Origin of the sequence: Arenibacter hampyeongensis (assembly GCF_002909255.1) — a bacterium.
In the GTDB taxonomy this organism is placed as follows: domain Bacteria; phylum Bacteroidota; class Bacteroidia; order Flavobacteriales; family Flavobacteriaceae; genus Arenibacter; species Arenibacter hampyeongensis.
Genome location: NZ_PIOB01000006.1, coordinates 185,038 through 202,069 on the forward strand (window position 1 = coordinate 185,038; position 17,032 = coordinate 202,069).

Annotated in this window: 14 protein-coding genes; 8 read left to right on the forward strand and 6 right to left on the reverse strand. The window is 37.9% G+C overall.

Going from position 1 to position 17,032, the window contains the following annotated elements; translation table 11 throughout:
• Nucleotides 1–7 precede the first annotated feature (7 nt).
• Both CWD91_RS15725 and uvrA read right to left on the reverse strand, forming a co-directional pair.
• Nucleotides 8–694: an LOG family protein gene (locus tag CWD91_RS15725; RefSeq protein WP_103441923.1), complete on the reverse strand. Its 687-nt coding sequence runs from the start codon at nt 692–694 to the stop codon at nt 8–10.
• Nucleotides 695–789: 95 nt separating this feature from the next.
• Nucleotides 790–3,624, reverse strand: a complete 2,835-nt coding sequence (gene uvrA, locus CWD91_RS15730) for an excinuclease ABC subunit UvrA (RefSeq protein ID WP_103441990.1) — start codon at nt 3,622–3,624, stop codon at nt 790–792.
• Nucleotides 3,625–3,746: 122 nt separating this feature from the next.
• On the opposite strand from uvrA, the gene CWD91_RS15735 reads away from it, so the two are divergent.
• The gene (locus tag CWD91_RS15735; RefSeq protein ID WP_103441924.1) at nt 3,747–4,274 is read left to right on the forward strand and encodes a hypothetical protein; all 528 of its coding nucleotides are present in this window, start codon (nt 3,747–3,749) and stop codon (nt 4,272–4,274) included.
• A gap of 120 nt (nt 4,275–4,394) precedes the next feature.
• On the opposite strand, the gene CWD91_RS15740 is transcribed toward CWD91_RS15735, so the two are convergent.
• Both CWD91_RS15740 and CWD91_RS15745 read right to left on the reverse strand, forming a co-directional pair.
• Complete coding sequence (locus CWD91_RS15740; RefSeq protein WP_103441925.1) at nt 4,395–5,114, reverse strand: TIGR03915 family putative DNA repair protein; 720 nt, start codon at nt 5,112–5,114, stop codon at nt 4,395–4,397.
• A 2-nt stretch (nt 5,115–5,116) separates the two neighbouring features.
• The gene (locus CWD91_RS15745) at nt 5,117–5,296 is read right to left on the reverse strand and encodes a hypothetical protein (protein ID WP_103441926.1); all 180 of its coding nucleotides are present in this window, start codon (nt 5,294–5,296) and stop codon (nt 5,117–5,119) included.
• 172 nt (nt 5,297–5,468) lie between these two features.
• On the opposite strand from CWD91_RS15745, the gene CWD91_RS15750 reads away from it, so the two are divergent.
• The 3 genes from CWD91_RS15750 (at nt 5,469) to CWD91_RS15760 (ending at nt 9,465) form a co-directional block, all read left to right on the forward strand.
• Entirely contained in the window at nt 5,469–6,236 is a 768-nt protein-coding gene (locus tag CWD91_RS15750) for an XRE family transcriptional regulator (protein WP_103441927.1), read from the forward strand.
• A gap of 685 nt (nt 6,237–6,921) precedes the next feature.
• Nucleotides 6,922–8,760, forward strand: a complete 1,839-nt coding sequence (locus tag CWD91_RS15755) for a sensor histidine kinase (protein ID WP_317045619.1) — start codon at nt 6,922–6,924, stop codon at nt 8,758–8,760.
• Between the two features lie 24 nt (nt 8,761–8,784).
• Nucleotides 8,785–9,465 carry a metal-dependent hydrolase gene (locus tag CWD91_RS15760; protein WP_103441929.1) on the forward strand — a complete coding sequence of 227 codons (681 nt, stop codon included), beginning with the start codon at nt 8,785–8,787 and terminating at the stop codon, nt 9,463–9,465.
• Here CWD91_RS15760 and CWD91_RS15765 read toward each other — a convergent pair whose 3' ends face one another.
• Complete coding sequence (locus tag CWD91_RS15765) at nt 9,466–10,260, reverse strand: SDR family oxidoreductase (RefSeq protein WP_103441991.1); 795 nt, start codon at nt 10,258–10,260, stop codon at nt 9,466–9,468.
• A 48-nt stretch (nt 10,261–10,308) separates the two neighbouring features.
• Here CWD91_RS15765 and CWD91_RS15770 point away from each other — a divergent pair, with 48 nt between their 5' ends.
• From CWD91_RS15770 to CWD91_RS15785, 4 genes are all read left to right on the forward strand, one after another.
• The gene (locus CWD91_RS15770) at nt 10,309–11,346 is read left to right on the forward strand and encodes an o-succinylbenzoate synthase (RefSeq protein WP_103441930.1); all 1,038 of its coding nucleotides are present in this window, start codon (nt 10,309–10,311) and stop codon (nt 11,344–11,346) included.
• A 7-nt stretch (nt 11,347–11,353) separates the two neighbouring features.
• Entirely contained in the window at nt 11,354–12,313 is a 960-nt protein-coding gene (locus CWD91_RS15775; protein ID WP_103441931.1) for a CPBP family intramembrane glutamic endopeptidase, read from the forward strand.
• Nucleotides 12,297–13,370 carry an AMP-binding protein gene (locus tag CWD91_RS15780; protein WP_103441992.1) on the forward strand — a complete coding sequence of 358 codons (1,074 nt, stop codon included), beginning with the start codon at nt 12,297–12,299 and terminating at the stop codon, nt 13,368–13,370. The genes CWD91_RS15775 and CWD91_RS15780 overlap by 17 nt, the downstream gene beginning before the upstream one ends.
• A gap of 77 nt (nt 13,371–13,447) precedes the next feature.
• Nucleotides 13,448–15,193, forward strand: coding sequence for a carboxypeptidase-like regulatory domain-containing protein (locus tag CWD91_RS15785; protein ID WP_103441932.1), 1,746 nt, complete (start codon nt 13,448–13,450; stop codon nt 15,191–15,193).
• A 182-nt stretch (nt 15,194–15,375) separates the two neighbouring features.
• Here the strand turns inward: CWD91_RS15785 and CWD91_RS15790 are convergent, their stop codons facing one another.
• Nucleotides 15,376–17,004 carry an acyl-CoA carboxylase subunit beta gene (locus tag CWD91_RS15790; RefSeq protein WP_103441933.1) on the reverse strand — a complete coding sequence of 543 codons (1,629 nt, stop codon included), beginning with the start codon at nt 17,002–17,004 and terminating at the stop codon, nt 15,376–15,378.
• Nucleotides 17,005–17,032 lie beyond the last annotated feature (28 nt).

Here is a 17,032-nt window from a genome sequence, read left to right on the forward strand (position 1 = left end):
TTTGAATTTAAAAATTTGGACTTAATATATTGCCTTTATAAAAGGCGTCAATTATGTCTACAACTTCTTGTTCCGAGTCCACGATCTGTATTAAATCTAGATCTTCTGGACTAATATTCCCCACAGTGAGCATAGAATTTTTTATCCAATCCAACAATCCGCCCCAAAACTCTGTACCAACCAATATAATCGGGAACTGTTCTATTTTATTGGTCTGTATTAGGGTTATAGCTTCAAAAAGTTCATCCAGTGTTCCAAAACCGCCGGGCATAACAACAAAACCTTGGGAATATTTTACGAACATGACTTTACGCACAAAGAAATAATCAAAATCCAAACTTTTATCGCTATCTATATAAGGATTGTCATGTTGTTCGAAGGGCAGATCAATATTCAATCCAACAGAGGTGCCACCTGCTAAATGTGCTCCTCGATTCCCAGCTTCCATAATTCCAGGACCACCACCTGTTATAATTCCATAACCGGCTTCAGATATGCTCTTGGCCACACTTACCGCCAATTCATAGTATTTGTCACCTGGTTTGTTACGTGCCGATCCAAAGATGGATACACAAGGTCCAATAGCGCTCATTTTTTCAAATCCATTCACAAATTCGCCCATAATCTTAAATAGAGCCCAGGAATCGTTGGTTTTTATCTCATTCCATCCTTTATGATGTTGTTCTTTTCTCATATTATATTTTTATCCACATTCAATTTAAACCATCGCTTACATTGCATATAAAATGCATTTTTGAAGAAAATAGTATTTTAAATGGACTATTAATTTCACAAACCTAATTCTTTTCTAAGAAATATTGAGGTGTAACTCTTTTTATCCAAAGCCACTTCTTCAGGAGTACCTTTTGCAACTACCATACCACCATTTCGCCCACCTTCATAACCAATGTCGATAATATGGTCCATCATTTTTATAACGTCAATATTATGTTCAATTACCAGTACCGTATTCCCCTTGTTTACAAGCTTATTAAGCACGTTCATCAATACCCTAATATCCTCAAAGTGTAAGCCAGTTGTTGGTTCGTCCAAAATATAAAAGGTATTACCTGTGTCCCTTTTAGAGAGTTCGGTAGCTAATTTTATTCGCTGTGCCTCCCCTCCCGAAAGGGTGGTAGACTGTTGGCCCAAGGAAATATATCCAAGACCTACATCTTGAATAGTCTTTAATTTGCGATAAATTTTAGGGATATTCTCAAAAAATGCCACCGATTCGTTTATGGTCATTTCCAGCACATCCGCGATGGATTTGCCCTTGTATCGGATTTCCAAGGTTTCCCTATTAAAACGTTTACCATTGCAGGTCTCACATTCAACATATACATCGGGCAAAAAATTCATCTCGATAACCCTTAAACCTCCGCCTTGGCAAGTTTCACAACGGCCTCCAGTTACATTAAAGCTAAACCGACCGGGTTTATACCCCCTAATGGCAGCTTCTTGTGTCTTGGCGAAAAGAGACCTGATTTCGCTAAAGACGCCTGTATAGGTTGCCGGATTGGACCGTGGTGTTCTTCCAATGGGCGATTGATTAATATCTATTACTTTGTCAATATTTTCCAGTCCCTTGATTTTTTTGTAGGGCATGGGTTTTTTTACACCATTAAAATAAAAGGCATTTAATATTGGATATAGGGTCTCATTGATCAAGGTAGATTTTCCGCTGCCTGAAACGCCAGTGACCCCAATCATTTTTCCTAGGGGAAAACTAACGGAAACATTTTTTAAATTATTACCGGTACAGCCAGTTAATTCAAGGCTTTTACCATTCCCTTCCCTACGTTTTTTGGGAATCTCAATTTTCAATTTCCCAGAGATATAATCGGCGGTCAAGGTGTGATGGTTCTTTAAAGCCTCAGGCTTACCTTCCGAAATTATTTCCCCTCCATGTTTTCCAGCTTTAGGTCCAATATCTATGACATGGTCTGCGCGCTCTATCATGTCGCGGTCATGTTCCACAACTATTACAGAATTGCCAAGGTCTCTAAGAGATTCCAAGGACTTAATTAAACGTTCGTTATCCCTTTGGTGCAAACCTATACTGGGTTCATCCAGAATATATAGGACACCTACCAATTGAGATCCAATTTGTGTTGCCAACCTAATGCGCTGGGCTTCACCCCCCGAAAGTGACTTACTGCTTCTATTTAAGGATAAATAATCCAAGCCTACATCCAATAAGAATTGAATTCTTGTTTTTATCTCCTTAATAATTTCCTCGGCAATTTTTAATTGGTTGCCTTCTAATATTTTTTCCAGACCGTTAAAGAAATCAGCCAAATCTGTAATGTCCAGATTGGATAGGTCGGCAATATTTTTGTTGTCGATCTTAAAGTACAAGGACTCTTGTTTTAAACGTGTCCCATCACAACTTGGACATTTAATTTTGTCCATATATTCCTTTGCCCATCTTTTGATCGAAGTAGAATTGGCCTCATGAAATTGACTCTTAATAAAGTTGGATATCCCTTCGTAATCTATTTTGTAAAGACGTTTTACCCCTAAGGTTTTGGAGTCCACTTCAAAACTTTCCTTGCCGCCGTAGAGCAATATTTGAATAGCTTCACCTGGAATTTGGGAAACAGGGGCCGTAATTTCAAAATTATAGCGTTGCGCTATGGTTTCGATCTGTTTAAAGGCCCAGGAATTTTTATATTCTCCCAAAGGGGCAATGCCTCCTCCTTTGATCGACAACTTTTTGTTCGGGAAAATTTTATTTTCGTTTACCTCATAAACATGCCCCAGCCCATTACAATCGGGACACATGCCCTTGGGTGAGTTAAAAGAAAACGTATTGGGCTCAGGGGAAGGATATGAAATTCCGGTTGAGGGACACATTAAATCCCTACTAAAATAGCGCGGCACCTCGGTTCCCTCTTCCAAAATCATCAATACATTTTCGCCACTGTACATTGCCGTATTGATAGTTTCGGAAATACGCTTGTCCAACTCGGAACTCTCCTCAATTTTAAGTCGGTCAATAACAATCTCGATATCATGGGTCTTGTATCGGTCCACTTTCATACCCTTTACAATATCCTTTATTTCCCCATCTATCCTTACTTTAACAAATCCTTGTTTGGCAATCTGTTCAAAAAGTTCCCTATAGTGCCCTTTTCTGGATTTGACGATTGGAGCCAGTACGTTAATCTTTTTGCCTCCATAAGAGGATATAATCAATTCCTTTATTTGCCCATCATCATAACTAACCATTTTTTCCCCAGTATTATAACTATAGGCGTCACTTGCCCTAGCAAATAAAAGTCTTAGGAAATCGTAAATTTCGGTAATGGTCCCAACTGTTGACCTAGGCGATTTTGAAGTAGTTTTTTGCTCAATGGCAATAACGGGTGACAGTCCGTCAATTTTGTCCACATCTGGTCGCTCCAGTCCTCCCAAAAACTGTCGTGCATATGCCGAGAAGGTCTCAATGTATCTCCTTTGGCCTTCCGCATAAATAGTGTCAAAGGCCAAGGATGATTTTCCGCTTCCTGACAATCCGGTAATAACAACCAACTTTTCGCGTGGTATGGTAACATCTATATTTTTTAGGTTGTGCACACGTGCGCCTCTCACCTCGATATTCTCTTCGTACTTGATCATTTTCATTAGCAATGTGCGAAGTTACGACTTTGAAGCCTAAAAATGAAGTTGGTGCTATTTAGTTTTTTGTAGATTAAAACCTTAGCTATAAATTAGCATTCTAAACTTTAAAATATTTTTTAATGCAACTTTTAGGAATAGGTTCACGAATCAACCACAGCGAATATGGAAAAGGAGTTGTTACCAATGTTACTTCCAAACATTATTGGGTTACTTTTATGGATAATGGACTGGAAACCATTGATTTGAATTCCAACTTTGAGGTCATTGAGGCAGTGGAGGATGAGGTGGATACCATAAGTTTTTCCGAGGTGGAACAATCACTGATTTCAATATTAAAAAGATGGAGTGATGCCAGTGCCATAACACCAATTGCCGATAAATGGAAAGGCGGTAACTTGGTACTAAAACCTGGTGATGCCAACTTGTCTGACAAGGAAATTCCTATGGACACGTTTTTTCATAAAATTGTAATGGTCAGAGATCGAATCAGGGTGATGGAACAGAAAATAAACAGCAGTAATAATTTGGACGATCTTGAAAAGGTTGATTTGCAACAGTACATTACCCGTATATACGGAAGTTTAACCACTTTTAATGTACTTTTTAAGAATCAGAGCGATAATTTTGTGGGTGAAAAAACAAAGTAACCTAAAACGGGATTTGATGCCATAATTTTATTTCAATAAATTGAAGGCACGCAGGAACATTTGCATAAAGAAGGGATAGGGGTTTAATTGAAACTCTGTGCCAATAAACGGGCAATTGTATTATACCGCCTCCTTTTCACTTAAAATCGCCAACTGGGGTTGTCTGGAATATCGTGTATGTGAGTGTATTTTACTATTTATCAGTTGTTTTATGTTGGTCTGGGAAATATCTCCGGTACAATCATAGGCTGAAAATTCCAAGGATATAACTTCTACGGTGTATAGGTTGTAATAAATGGCATATTTTCTTTTCTGATCGTAAACCATAAATTCCTGGCCATGGAATTTGGACCTGAAGTATTTGGAAATAAGCGGTAGTACGTCGAATCCCGGTGAAACACTGGAAAAGTAGACCTGATCTTGCGATATTTTAAAATTTGCAATGGCTTCAATTCTATGTTTTTCCCTTGCCACCATTCTTGAATGTTGCTGAATTTTTAATATAATTTCAGCCATATCCTCTATGGGGTCATCATTGGAATTGGCATACATGGAACGTATATATTGGTACAAAAGCAGTTCAATACCCTTGGATTCACTTAAAAAAGCGAAATAAATGGACTTAATAGCTGCATTGCTTTTTTTCTGTATACTGTTCCAAACTCGTCTGGCCTTATCCATTTGGGTGAAAACGGTTATCGCCTCGGAAAACAGTCCTTTTTGATTCTCCGTATTCCTCTGAATGTTGGTTACTTCAATTTTTTCTTCAAAAATTTTGAAGACCGTAGTTAGAAACCCATTAAAGCTGCCATCGTAAATTAAAATTTTAGGATTTTCCATAATTAATCGAATAAACTTAGTTGAACACTTAATTCCTTTGATAAACGCCTTCTTTCCTTTTTTATGGAATGACTTCTGATAGGACTATGCACCCTATTTAGGAGATTACTGGAATAGTGATTATCCTCCATCCCTGAATGGGCTAGTCTGTTTAATTTTTGATGTATATCTTCCAAAGTCATTTTGTTGTTTTTGTAATTATTCCAAATATATGGATTATTTCCTAATTATGGAATTAATCCAATAAATTTTTTGGATATATTCCAAATTACGTATATTTGAGGCTATTGGAAGTTAATTGTTGGATACATTTGGATATGTACATGGCAACTTAATCAATTTAAAACCAGGAATATGAACGAGGATATGGAAATTGTAACAAAGCGTTTTACGGATTTACGTAGGGAGTTGGGATATACCCAATCCGATTTTGCCAACCTTCTTGGCATCTCAAATACCACTGCGGATATTGAAAGGGGGCGTACAAAATTGTCTGGAAAAGTTGTGGCGGAACTGCTAAAACAATTTAAGATCAATCCACTTTGGTTATTTGGAGAAAGTAGTCAAAAGTATTTGTCGGTTACAAATATCAGTGTCATACCAAAGGTAGTGACCGTAAATTCGTCCGATAACGAGAATATGGTATTGGTTAACGCAAAAGCAGCTGCCGGTTATCCACAGAATATTCAGGATACCAGTTGGTACAGACAGCTTCCGGCATTTGATATTCCTTTGCCAGAGTTTAGAAATGCAACTTATCGCGGTTTTCAGATAGAAGGTGACAGTATGTTGCCCAATTTAAAGCCAGGGGAGTGGGTATTGGCCAAGGCGGTAGAGGGATTACAGGAAATTAGTCCCAATAAGATTTATGTAGTGGTCCTACAAGATGCAGTTTTGGTTAAAAAAATTGAAAAATCTCCAAACCCAGCTGTGATTTCATTAATTTCTATTAATGAAAATTATCCTCCTTATTCCGTTAATACAGAGGATATTCAGGAGCTTTGGCAAGTGAGCAGTAAAATAACCTTCGGAGTGGATGCCACTTCCGAAAAAGGGTTGCTAAGGCAACTTCAAGAATCTATGGAAGAGTTGAAGAATCAATTAAAAAAAGTCAATGATTAAATATTATCGATGAATCGATTTGGTATGGAATTGCTTAAAATTCCAACTGATATTGCATTTAGAGCTAAATAGGATTTAGATCTTGGAAATGTAAGGCTTTACGTATCTTTCCTATGTTCGGTAAAATGCATGATAATTCCGATGAAATACACGATTTTTAATAATTTATTGATTTCACCACAAGATATAGGTATTACACAACAAAATTCCAAAATTCCCATTGCAACAACATATTTTTGATTTGATAAAGAGTCCCAAATCTTATCATTACATATATAAAAAGGCTGTGCAATTTTATTGTATCGCCTTTTTTATTTTAATCCCACATTGTGCGGTAAAAAAACTGGAAGGATGAAATAATGGTTAACTTGCCCATTTAACCTTATAATTGTGTAGTGTTGAAATAAGGGCAGTGATGAAGACGGATATTGTGATTATTCGAGGTACAACATAAACCTCTATTTTACGTTTGTAGTATTATGCAACAGAATCCCAAAGGCAATAAATAATTATAAAAAAACCAAGGACTAATTAGAGAATTTTAGACAACCATTGAACAATGCCGAAGTCATTTAAAAAAATATTTGTTTCATTATTGATTTGTTCATTGTGTTTTTGGTATTTACCGGCCCAAGATTCAGTTGATAGGCCCGATCATTTTCAAGAGTTTCAAAACAAACAGGGAGTGCAGGAGAGATTCGATTATTTCTTTGGCACCACAAATCGCTATTCCGATAATTCGGCATATGACTGGCAGGCGACTGTAAATGTATATCACAACAATGCACAAAAAGCGAAGGATACCATAAGCACAAAAAAATATGAGCTTATGCAATCCCAGCTTTACTATGATATTGGGGACTTTAGTAAAAGTGTGGCCATTGCGAACCAATTATATAAGAAAATTGAAAATTTGGATCTGGAATCCAAAAGGATCCTATTGGATTTAATAGACAACAACTATGCAAAATTGGGTCTTTATGATCGCCAATTTGAAATAAGAAATGAGAAAAAGAATTTAGGCCTTACTGATAAGGTTATTTTTTATGATATCTATTCCAACCTTGGGCTTCACAGAAAGGCCATGGATGACTATATCAAGGATAAGTTAAAAACGATACGGGAAGATGACTATTATGGTCAGGCCCAATATCAAAGCAACGTAGGGAACTATCTTCTTTTGGATATGTCCATACCTACGGCCTTAACGTATTACAAGAAAGCCAAAGGATTTATTGATGTATATCTAAATGATATAAGCAGGGAAAAAACTGAACAGGAAGTAAGTAATGGAAATTTATTAAAGGGCATCATTGAGGGAAATATAGGTAAGTGTCATGCCCTATTGAAGGAATACGATATTGCAATTCCGTATTTGGAAAATTCCATTACCCTGATCAACGAGTTCAACAAAGGCAAATTCTCATCAGAAATGGTGGAAAATTCCTTGGAATTGGCAGATTGCTATCTACAAAAAGAAGATTACGAAAAAGCCAAGGAGTATCTTTTGAGTGCATTAGATCCCGTAAAAATCGATAATATTCTTAGGAGGAACCGATTATTGGCATCATACTATGACCGAATAGGGGATTTTAAAAATTCAGTTGAATATTTAAAGAGAAATGTAAGAATTAGGGATTCGTTAAATAGGAATGAATCCTCTATGAAAAAACAGCAGTTGGCTGCCGTGGCAGGACAGGAAATAGAGTACTCCAAAAAAATGATGGAGCAGCAGAAGAAGGACTTGGAGCAGTCCCGTAGCGACTTACAGGCCAAAGAAGAAAGAATCAACATAGTTTTTATTTCCTTGATCTTTACACTTTTGGGATTTGCAGGCTTGGTTTTTGCCTATCTAAAAAGTATTAAGAACCAGCGATTGATTGCCGAACAAAAACGGATAATTGAGGCCTCCCTAGTGGAAAAGGATTCTCTTTTGAAAGAAATACACCATAGGGTAAAAAATAACCTTCAGATGGTATCCAGCTTACTTAGTTTGCAAACAAAAAATACCCGCAGTAAAGCGGCAATAGAAGCTTTGGAAGAAGGAAAGAGTAGGGTAAAGGCCATGGCATTGATCCATCAAAAATTATATCAGAACGATGACCTCTCGGTTATAGAAATGCAAGGGTATATAGAAAGTCTTATCAACAGTGTGCAGTCGGTATATAAAAAAGGAGGGCATAATATTAATATTGCCATAGATGCCGAAGGTGTGGAATTGGATATTGATAGGGCCATTCCCTTTGGACTTATTTTAAACGAATTGGTTTCCAATTCATTTAAGTATGCCTTCCCTGATGATGATGAAAACGGAAAAATTTATATCCATTTAAGAAAAAATGGGAGTCATGAAGGGTATTTTGAATATACCGATAATGGAATAGGACTACCCGAAGATACAGACGACAGGGCAAATTCCTCTATGGGAATCAGGTTAATGAATCGTCTTGTAAATCAGCTACAATCTACTTTAAATATCGATAAAACATCGGAAGGGGTTCGTTTTTGGTTCAATTTTAAATAAATTTGAATAAAAACAGTTCATCTTATGAAAATTACTTTTCTAGGCCATGCATCCTTGCTAATTGCAACCGCGGGCAAGAGGATATTGGTAGATCCATTTATTTCCGCGAATGAAAAAGCTTCCGGGAAAATTGATATTAAAAACCTAAAACCAGATTATATCTTGGTTACCCATGCCCATCAAGACCATATTTTGGATGTAGAGGAAATTGGGAAAATGAATAATTCTACGGTAGTGAGCAATTATGAAATTGCCACCTATTTTGAAAATAAAGGGTTAAAATCCCATCCCATGAACCATGGTGGGAGTTGGAAGTTCGAATTCGGCACCTTAAAATATGTAAATGCCATTCATACCTCTTCCTTTCCTGATGGATCCTATGGGGGTCAACCAGGAGGGTTTATTTTATCTTCCGAAGATAAACAGGTATATATTGCGGGAGACACGGCATTGACGATGGATATGAAGCTTATACCATTATCCATTAAATTAGATCTGGCCGTATTGCCCATTGGAGACAATTTTACGATGGGAGTGGACGATGCCATAAAAGCCTCGGATTTTGTTGAGTGCCCTAAAATATTGGGCTACCATTATGATACTTTTGGGTATATAGTGATCGATCATGCGGAAGCAATTCAAAAATTTTCCAAACATGGCAAGGAATTAATTTTATTGGAAATAGGGGAGTCCCTAACAGTTTAGCTATCTTACTTTATTGCGTAACACTACTTTGTGGAGCAGATTGGGAAAGAATCTTTTTAAATAAATGCCCATCACTTCTTTTCGACCAATGTAAACTTCGAATTTTTCTCTTTCAATGGCTTTGACCATTTTTTTGGCAAAAACCTGCGGTGATAATCCATTTTTAGTGGCTGTGTCATTATCAACCTGGGGAGTGCCATCTGCGGTAAGGGCATTTATGGCTACATTGGTATTTACAAAACCTGGACAGACGAGGGTAACCTTTATGTTATCCTTTTCATGTTCCATGCGCAGAACATCGAAAAAACCATGTAGAGCGTGTTTGGCCCCGCAATATCCCGAGCGATAAGGCGAGCCAAACTTCCCCATTAGACTGGTTACTGTGGCAAATTGTCCATTTTTTCGAGACACAAAATAGGGAAGGATTGCTTTGGTAAGGGCTATGGTACCCATATAATTTACATCCATTAATTTTTTATATACTTCAACATCCGTTTCCAAAATCAAAGAACGTTGGCTTATGCCGGCATTATTGATCAATATGTCAATTGGTCCATGGAAAGCCATAGCTTCCTTTACTTTTTCCGACATTTTACCCATATCCAACAGATCTAATGGGAGCATTGAGATATAATCATTATTTGGGCAACGATCCTTTACTTGTTGTAGGTCTTTTAATTTTCTGGAAGAAATAACCAGTTTATAGCCCCTTCGATTAAGTTCATAGGTCAGCGATTCACCAATACCGGATGAAGCCCCCGTTATCCAAGCTATTTTGTTGACTTTTGTTGTCATTATTTTCATTTTAAGAAAAAAAGATAGTTAAATTTGATTTTATATTTCATGAAAGCGACCTACAAAAAATACATTTTAGAATTTAAACGTCCCAGCGGCACTTCCAGGGGTATAATGACCCATAAGGAAACCTTCTTTATTATTTTGGAAAAGGATAAGAAATTCGGAATTGGGGAATGCGGTATATTAAGGGGATTAAGTATTGATGATGTCCCTGACTATGAGGAAAGACTAAATTGGACTTGCGCTAATATCAGTTTGGGTAAAGATGGACTATGGGAAGCTTTGATCGATTATCCAAGTATTCAATTTGGGATTGAGCAGGCCTTTTTATCCTTAAATTCCGATGACTCCTTTATATTATATCCTTCAGGATTTACACAAAACAGTCGACCCATAGAAATCAATGGACTAATTTGGATGGGAGATGAACATTTTATGCATCAACAGATCCAGCAAAAGTTGGATGAAGGTTTCAAATGCATAAAATTAAAAATTGGAGCCATCGATTTTGAAAGGGAAATAGCGCTTTTAAATTCCATTCGAAATAAATACAGCGAAAAGGAAATTGAACTCAGGGTCGATGCCAATGGCGCTTTTCTTCCCTCGGTAGCAATGCATAAACTTAAACGCCTTTCTCAATTTAATCTGCACTCTATAGAACAGCCCATTAAAGCGGGGAACCCCAATGAAATGAAGAAATTGTGCTCAAATTCTCCCATTCCAATTGCTTTGGATGAGGAGCTTATTGGAGTAACCCTTGTAACGGAGAAGGAGAAATTGCTACAAACTATAAAACCAGAATATATAATCCTAAAGCCAAGTTTAATCGGTGGATTCAGGGGAAGCCTGGAATGGATCGAAATAGCAGAAGGTCTTGATATAAAATGGTGGGTTACCAGTGCCTTGGAAAGCAATATTGGTCTTAGCGCCATTGCCCAATGGACCTACACCCTAGATAACAACTTACCTCAGGGACTGGGTACTGGAGGTTTGTACAACAATAATTTTGACAGTCCGTTAACCGTGGAAAATGGTACTTTAAAATACGCAAATAACAAGGTTTGGAAAACTAATTTAATATAGAGCATATATGTATATTGAACAAGGATATAAAGGAAATCACGAATCTTGGCGGTATTTGGTAGGAATTGTGGTCATCTTTATTGGATGGCAACTTTTGGGTTCAATTCCATTGCTTGGGGTTATAATAGTGAAGTCTCTTGGAGGTGAAACCTTTCCTACGGATGTTACCGGGATGTCTAAAATGGTAGGAAGTAACCTATTTCTCTTCTTAATGTTGATTTCTTTTGTTTTTGGTCTATTGGCAACCTTTCTTACCGTTAAATTTGTACATCGGCAAACTATAGTTTCCCTTACCACCAGCAGAAATAGGATTGATTGGACAAGAGTTTTTTTTGCTTTCGGTCTTTGGGGATTTATTACCATTTTAATTACGGGATTGGACATATTTATGTCTCCCGAAGATTATGTCTTCAATTTTAATGCAAAACCCTTTATTATTTTGTGCCTTATTTCGGTGTTTTTGATTCCGCTACAAACTAGTTTTGAAGAGTATTTCATGCGTGGATATCTCATGCAGGGTATAGGGTTAATGTCGGGTAAAAGATGGGTGCCATTGGTAATCACCTCAATGATTTTTGGATTGTTGCATCTTTTTAATCCTGAGGTAGAAAAACTGGGGTATGGTATAATGGTCTATTATATTGGCACTGGATTTTTTCTTGGGATTTTAACGCTAATGGATGAGGGGTTGGAATTGGCCATAGGCTTTCACGCTGCCAATAACTTGTTGACGGCCCTTTTGGTTACCGCAGATTGGACTGCCTTCCAAACGGAATCCCTATATCGGGATATATCGGAACCTAAGTTGGGCTGGGATGTATTTGTCCCGGTTTTGGTAATCTATCCAATTCTAATATATGTATTTTCCAAAAAATACGGCTGGACCAATTGGAAAGAGCGTCTTGCCGGTGATGTGCAAAATATTGAAACGGTACAACTAGTTGAAGAAGGTGGGTCCAATATATAAACATATCCATCCTAAATTCAAATTCAATGGAATCCATTACGATTTTGGAGCTTTACAGGAATTGGCCTATAGCCTCGTAAAGGAGGGGCAGGAATATGAAAAGGCTATTGGCAATTTTCTTATGGATTGGCTGGATGATTCGGACTCCGTTCAAGTTAAAACTTCCGGCTCTACTGGCATTCCAAAAATAATTTCTTTAAAAAAAGAACATATGGTCAACTCTGCTTTGGCTACGGAAACTTTTTTTAATTTGAGGGCGGGAGCAAGGGCCCTAAATTGTTTATCCGCCAATTTTATTGCAGGTAAAATGATGATGGTCCGGGCCATAGTTCTAGGCTGGGAGATGGACATTGTAGAACCTACATCGCATCCGTTGGATTTAACTTTTAAACCCTACGATTTTTGTGCTATGGTACCTATTCAGGCACAAAATTCAATTCCCTATTTAAATCGATTAGGCTCTTTAATAATTGGGGGTGCTCCCATTTCCCCAGAACTTAAATTAAGTATAAATAAGGTGAGCACTAAGGTTTTTGAAACCTATGGAATGACCGAGACCATTACCCATATTGCCGTAAAGGAGCTTGCCAATGGTTCTGTCAACAACAACTTTAAAGCATTGCCAAATGTTGTTTTCACCAAAGATGAAAGGGATTGTTTAGTGATTGATGCCCCTAAAGTTTCGGATGGAACCATAACAACCAACGATGTGGTAGATCTAATTTCTTCTTCAGAGTTCCAGTGGTTGGGCCGGTATGACAATGTAATTAATTCAGGGGGCGTAAAATTAATTCCTGAACAATTGGAAGTAAAGTTGTCGTCTTTAATTAATTCAAGATATTTTGTTGCTGGAATCCCTGATGCAAACTTGGGCCATAAAATGGTTTTAATGCTGGAAGGCAATATTAATAAGGAGCAATTACTAAAGGATATCAAATCCCTTAACTCAATTTCCAAATATGAAATCCCCAAAGAAATATTTAGCATACCCCAGTTTGTGGAGACAGGCAGTGGTAAGGTAAATAGAAACGACACATTGGCGAAATATAAGATATAGATAATCAAGGTTTTATATTAAAATAATTCCCTAAATTCAAGAATTGAATACTACTTTCAAATTATAAAGATTAGCAAATGGTCAGGGTTTTAATCGTAATCATTTTTTTTGGAGTTTTCTTTATTGGGAGATCTCAGGAAACTAAGATGACCATTAGCGGTAAGGTCACTTATATGGGCCAGGCTTTGCCCAATGTCAATGTGGTCATCAAAGGTACTACGGACGGAACAAAAACGAATGCCAAAGGAAAATATAGCATCGAAGTGTATCCTGGAAATATATTGGTTTTTACCTATTTGGGAATGCAGACTATTGAAGTAGCTGTTGATGACACGAACAATGTTTTGGATTTAAAACTATCGGAACATGTGGTTGAATTGGATGAAGTTGTAATAAAAAAAAGAAAACGTAAAAGCCAAAAAGAACTACTGGCAGATTACCCAACCAACACTAACTTAATTAAGTCTTCATGGGGAATTATGGACAAGGACCGGACTTCATATTCGATACGCGTCATTGACGGTAAAAATTTAATGCCTGCAGGCTTGGATTTTTTGGATGCTTTACTGGTATGGGTTCCCAACATGGTAATCGACAGGGTAACCAACCCCTTGGATCCACGTGCCTATTTGCCACAATATGGTAGTACACAAGGTCCTGCTATTTTTGATGTTGATGGTTTTGTATATGAACAGGCCCCGACATTTATTTCAGTTCATGAGATTGAACGTGTTGCGGTTCTTACCAGAAACGGAGCATTTGCCAGATATGGTCCTAGAGGTGCTGGAGGGGTAATTATTATTAATACCAAGGAGCAGACCCGTATAGATGACCTTGGAGTGGAACGGCACTATAATAATTCTGGATTAAGGGATAGTATTTATGATCAGTTTGCAATAAAACAGGTATATGTTCCAGAAATTCCTGAGTATATTGAAGAATATTCTTTGGCGGATTCGGAAGAAAAGGCCAATCAAATATTTGAAAATCAAAAAACAAGGTTTAACAACTCTCCCTATTATTTACTTGAACTTTCCCAATATTTCAAGGACACTTGGGGAGACACTAAAAAATCATTGGCACTTCTGGATACTATGACACGTAAATTCGCCCATGATGCCATGGCACTAAAGGCATTGGCCTATAGGTATGAAAAACTGGGGTCATTGGAAAGTGCCTTACAGCAATATCTGAAAGTTCTGAAGCTAAGACCAAGGGATGCCCAATCGCACAGGGATTTGGCCAATGCCTATGATGAAATAGGGAATTACCAAAAGGCATTGCATATTTATTCCCGTTATGAGCTTGCTGTTGATGACCTAGATTCTGTTCCATTTTACAAATACGGTACGGACGCGCTTATGACTACAGAAAGGATGAATATTATTAAACTCAACGCAGGGAAGTTTTTTTTGGAAAGTGGGTCCTTGGAAGAAAGCACTTCAAATCCTGAGAGTAGAGTATTATTTGAATGGAACAATAACGCGGCCGAATTTGAATTGCAATTTGTAGATCCTGAAAAGTATTACGATGGTTGGGAATATACTGTTGAAACTAAGGAAACCGAATTGTCCGCAGCAATTTTAAAAGGATACTCTAGCAAACAATTCTTTTTGGACGACAACTTAAAAGGGGAATGGGTGGTTAATATTTCTTACTTCGGAAACGGTACACAAGACCCAACATACCTGAAAGTAACTACATTTTTTGATTATGGTACTTCGGCCCAAAGAAAGGCGGTCAAGGTTTTTAAACTCGCTGGGATTAGCGAAGATTCTTATTTGTGTAGGATAAATACGGATTCAAAACTATTTATTGAATAAACTTGGCTCGCGGGCAGGGCAAAAAATCCAGCTATTGTTGCATCAACGCATTGGTCATTTACAAATTCAACAATTATCGAATAGACAAATTGATACATTGTTAAATTTTGACATTAGCTAATTTTCAAAATTATTAAATTGATACATTTCCACATTAATGAATTGGTAAATTGGAACCAATCCTAAACCTGTATTACCCCCAAGTTAAAAGGCTTTTCAATAGGAGCATGGTTGGCAGCCTCTATACCCAGAGATATATATTTCCGAGTGTCCAAAGGATCTATTACTGCGTCTGTCCATAAACGGGAGGCGGCATAATAGGGCGATATTTGGTTATCATATCGTTGTTTTATTTTATTAAAAAGTTCGGTTTCCTGGGCTTCGGTTATTTTTTCGCCCTTTTTCTTGAGTGAAGCGGTCTCTATCTGCAGTAATACTTTGGCGGCCGAATTGCCGCTCATTACCGCTAATTCTGCACTGGGCCAGGCAACAATCAATCTTGGGTCGTAGGCCTTTCCGCACATGGCATAATTACCTGCCCCGTAACTATTACCGATAACAACGGTAAATTTGGGTACCACGGAATTACTGACCGCATTGACCATTTTTGCCCCGTCCTTTATAATTCCGCCATGCTCACTTTTACTACCCACCATAAACCCGGTAACGTCCTGTAAAAATACCAGTGGGATTTTCTTTTGGTTGCAGTTGGCAATAAATCTGGTGGCTTTATCCGCCGAATCTGAATAGATGACACCACCAAATTGCATTTCCCCATTTTTGGTTTTTACAACCTTTCGCTGATTTGCTACTATGCCCACTGCCCAACCGTCTATACGGGCATATCCTGTTAGTATTGTTTTTCCATATCCTTCCTTATACTGTTCAAATTCGGAGTTATCTACCAACCGCCTAATAATTTCCAACATATCGTATTGCTCCGTTCTCGATTTTGGGAGAATGCCATAGATATCCTCTTCTTTTGCCTGAGGTTTGACTGGAGTTATTCTATTATACCCGGCCTTGTCATAGTCACCTATTTTATCAACAATGTTCCTTATGGTATCCAAGGCATCTTTATCGTCATTCGCCTTATAATCGGTAACACCGCTAATTTCACAATGCGTAGTGGCTCCCCCTAAGGTCTCATTGTCGATTAGCTCCCCAATGGCGGCTTTTACCAAATAGCTACCGGCTAAAAAAATGCTTCCTGTCTTGTCCACAATCAATGCCTCATCGCTCATGATGGGGAGATAGGCCCCACCGGCAACACAACTGCCCATAACTGCGGAAATTTGGGTAATCCCCATGCTGCTCATGATGGCATTGTTCCTAAATATCCTTCCAAAGTGTTCCTTATCGGGAAAAATCTCGTCCTGCATGGGAAGATATACCCCTGCACTATCTACCAAGTATATAATTGGCAAGCGGTTTTCCATGGCAATTTCCTGTGCCCTTAGATTCTTTTTTGCAGTAATAGGAAACCAGGCACCGGCCTTAACAGTAGCATCATTGGCCACAACAATACACTGTTTGCTCTTTACATAGCCAATTTTTATAACAACGCCCCCGGACGGACAACCACCATGGGCTTCATACATTCCATCACCTACAAACGCGCCAATTTCTATAGCATCCCTTCCCTTGTCCAAAAGATACTCTATACGTTCACGGGCACTTAATTTGCCCTGGGCATGCTGTTTTTCAATTCGGCTTTTTCCACCACCAAGTTTTACCTTGGTAAGTCTATTTTTTAAATCGGATAGTAGTAATTTATTGTGGTCTTCGTTTTTGTTGAAGTTGATGTCCATGTTGCGCGGCCTTTCTTTTGCGCAATAA

Coding starts and splice junctions, on each gene's coding strand:
- CWD91_RS15790 (WP_103441933.1), bottom strand. CDS start 17,004: ATGGACATCAACTTCAACAAAAACGAAGACCACAATAAATTACTACTA.
- CWD91_RS15745 (WP_103441926.1), bottom strand. CDS start 5,296: ATGACTTTGGAAGATATACATCAAAAATTAAACAGACTAGCCCATTCA.
- CWD91_RS15785 (WP_103441932.1), top strand. CDS start 13,448: ATGGTCAGGGTTTTAATCGTAATCATTTTTTTTGGAGTTTTCTTTATT.
- uvrA (WP_103441990.1), bottom strand. CDS start 3,624: ATGATCAAGTACGAAGAGAATATCGAGGTGAGAGGCGCACGTGTGCAC.
- CWD91_RS15760 (WP_103441929.1), top strand. CDS start 8,785: ATGAAAATTACTTTTCTAGGCCATGCATCCTTGCTAATTGCAACCGCG.
- CWD91_RS15750 (WP_103441927.1), top strand. CDS start 5,469: ATGAACGAGGATATGGAAATTGTAACAAAGCGTTTTACGGATTTACGT.
- CWD91_RS15765 (WP_103441991.1), bottom strand. CDS start 10,260: ATGACAACAAAAGTCAACAAAATAGCTTGGATAACGGGGGCTTCATCC.
- CWD91_RS15770 (WP_103441930.1), top strand. CDS start 10,309: ATGAAAGCGACCTACAAAAAATACATTTTAGAATTTAAACGTCCCAGC.
- CWD91_RS15725 (WP_103441923.1), bottom strand. CDS start 694: ATGAGAAAAGAACAACATCATAAAGGATGGAATGAGATAAAAACCAAC.
- CWD91_RS15740 (WP_103441925.1), bottom strand. CDS start 5,114: ATGGAAAATCCTAAAATTTTAATTTACGATGGCAGCTTTAATGGGTTT.
- CWD91_RS15735 (WP_103441924.1), top strand. CDS start 3,747: ATGCAACTTTTAGGAATAGGTTCACGAATCAACCACAGCGAATATGGA.
- CWD91_RS15775 (WP_103441931.1), top strand. CDS start 11,354: ATGTATATTGAACAAGGATATAAAGGAAATCACGAATCTTGGCGGTAT.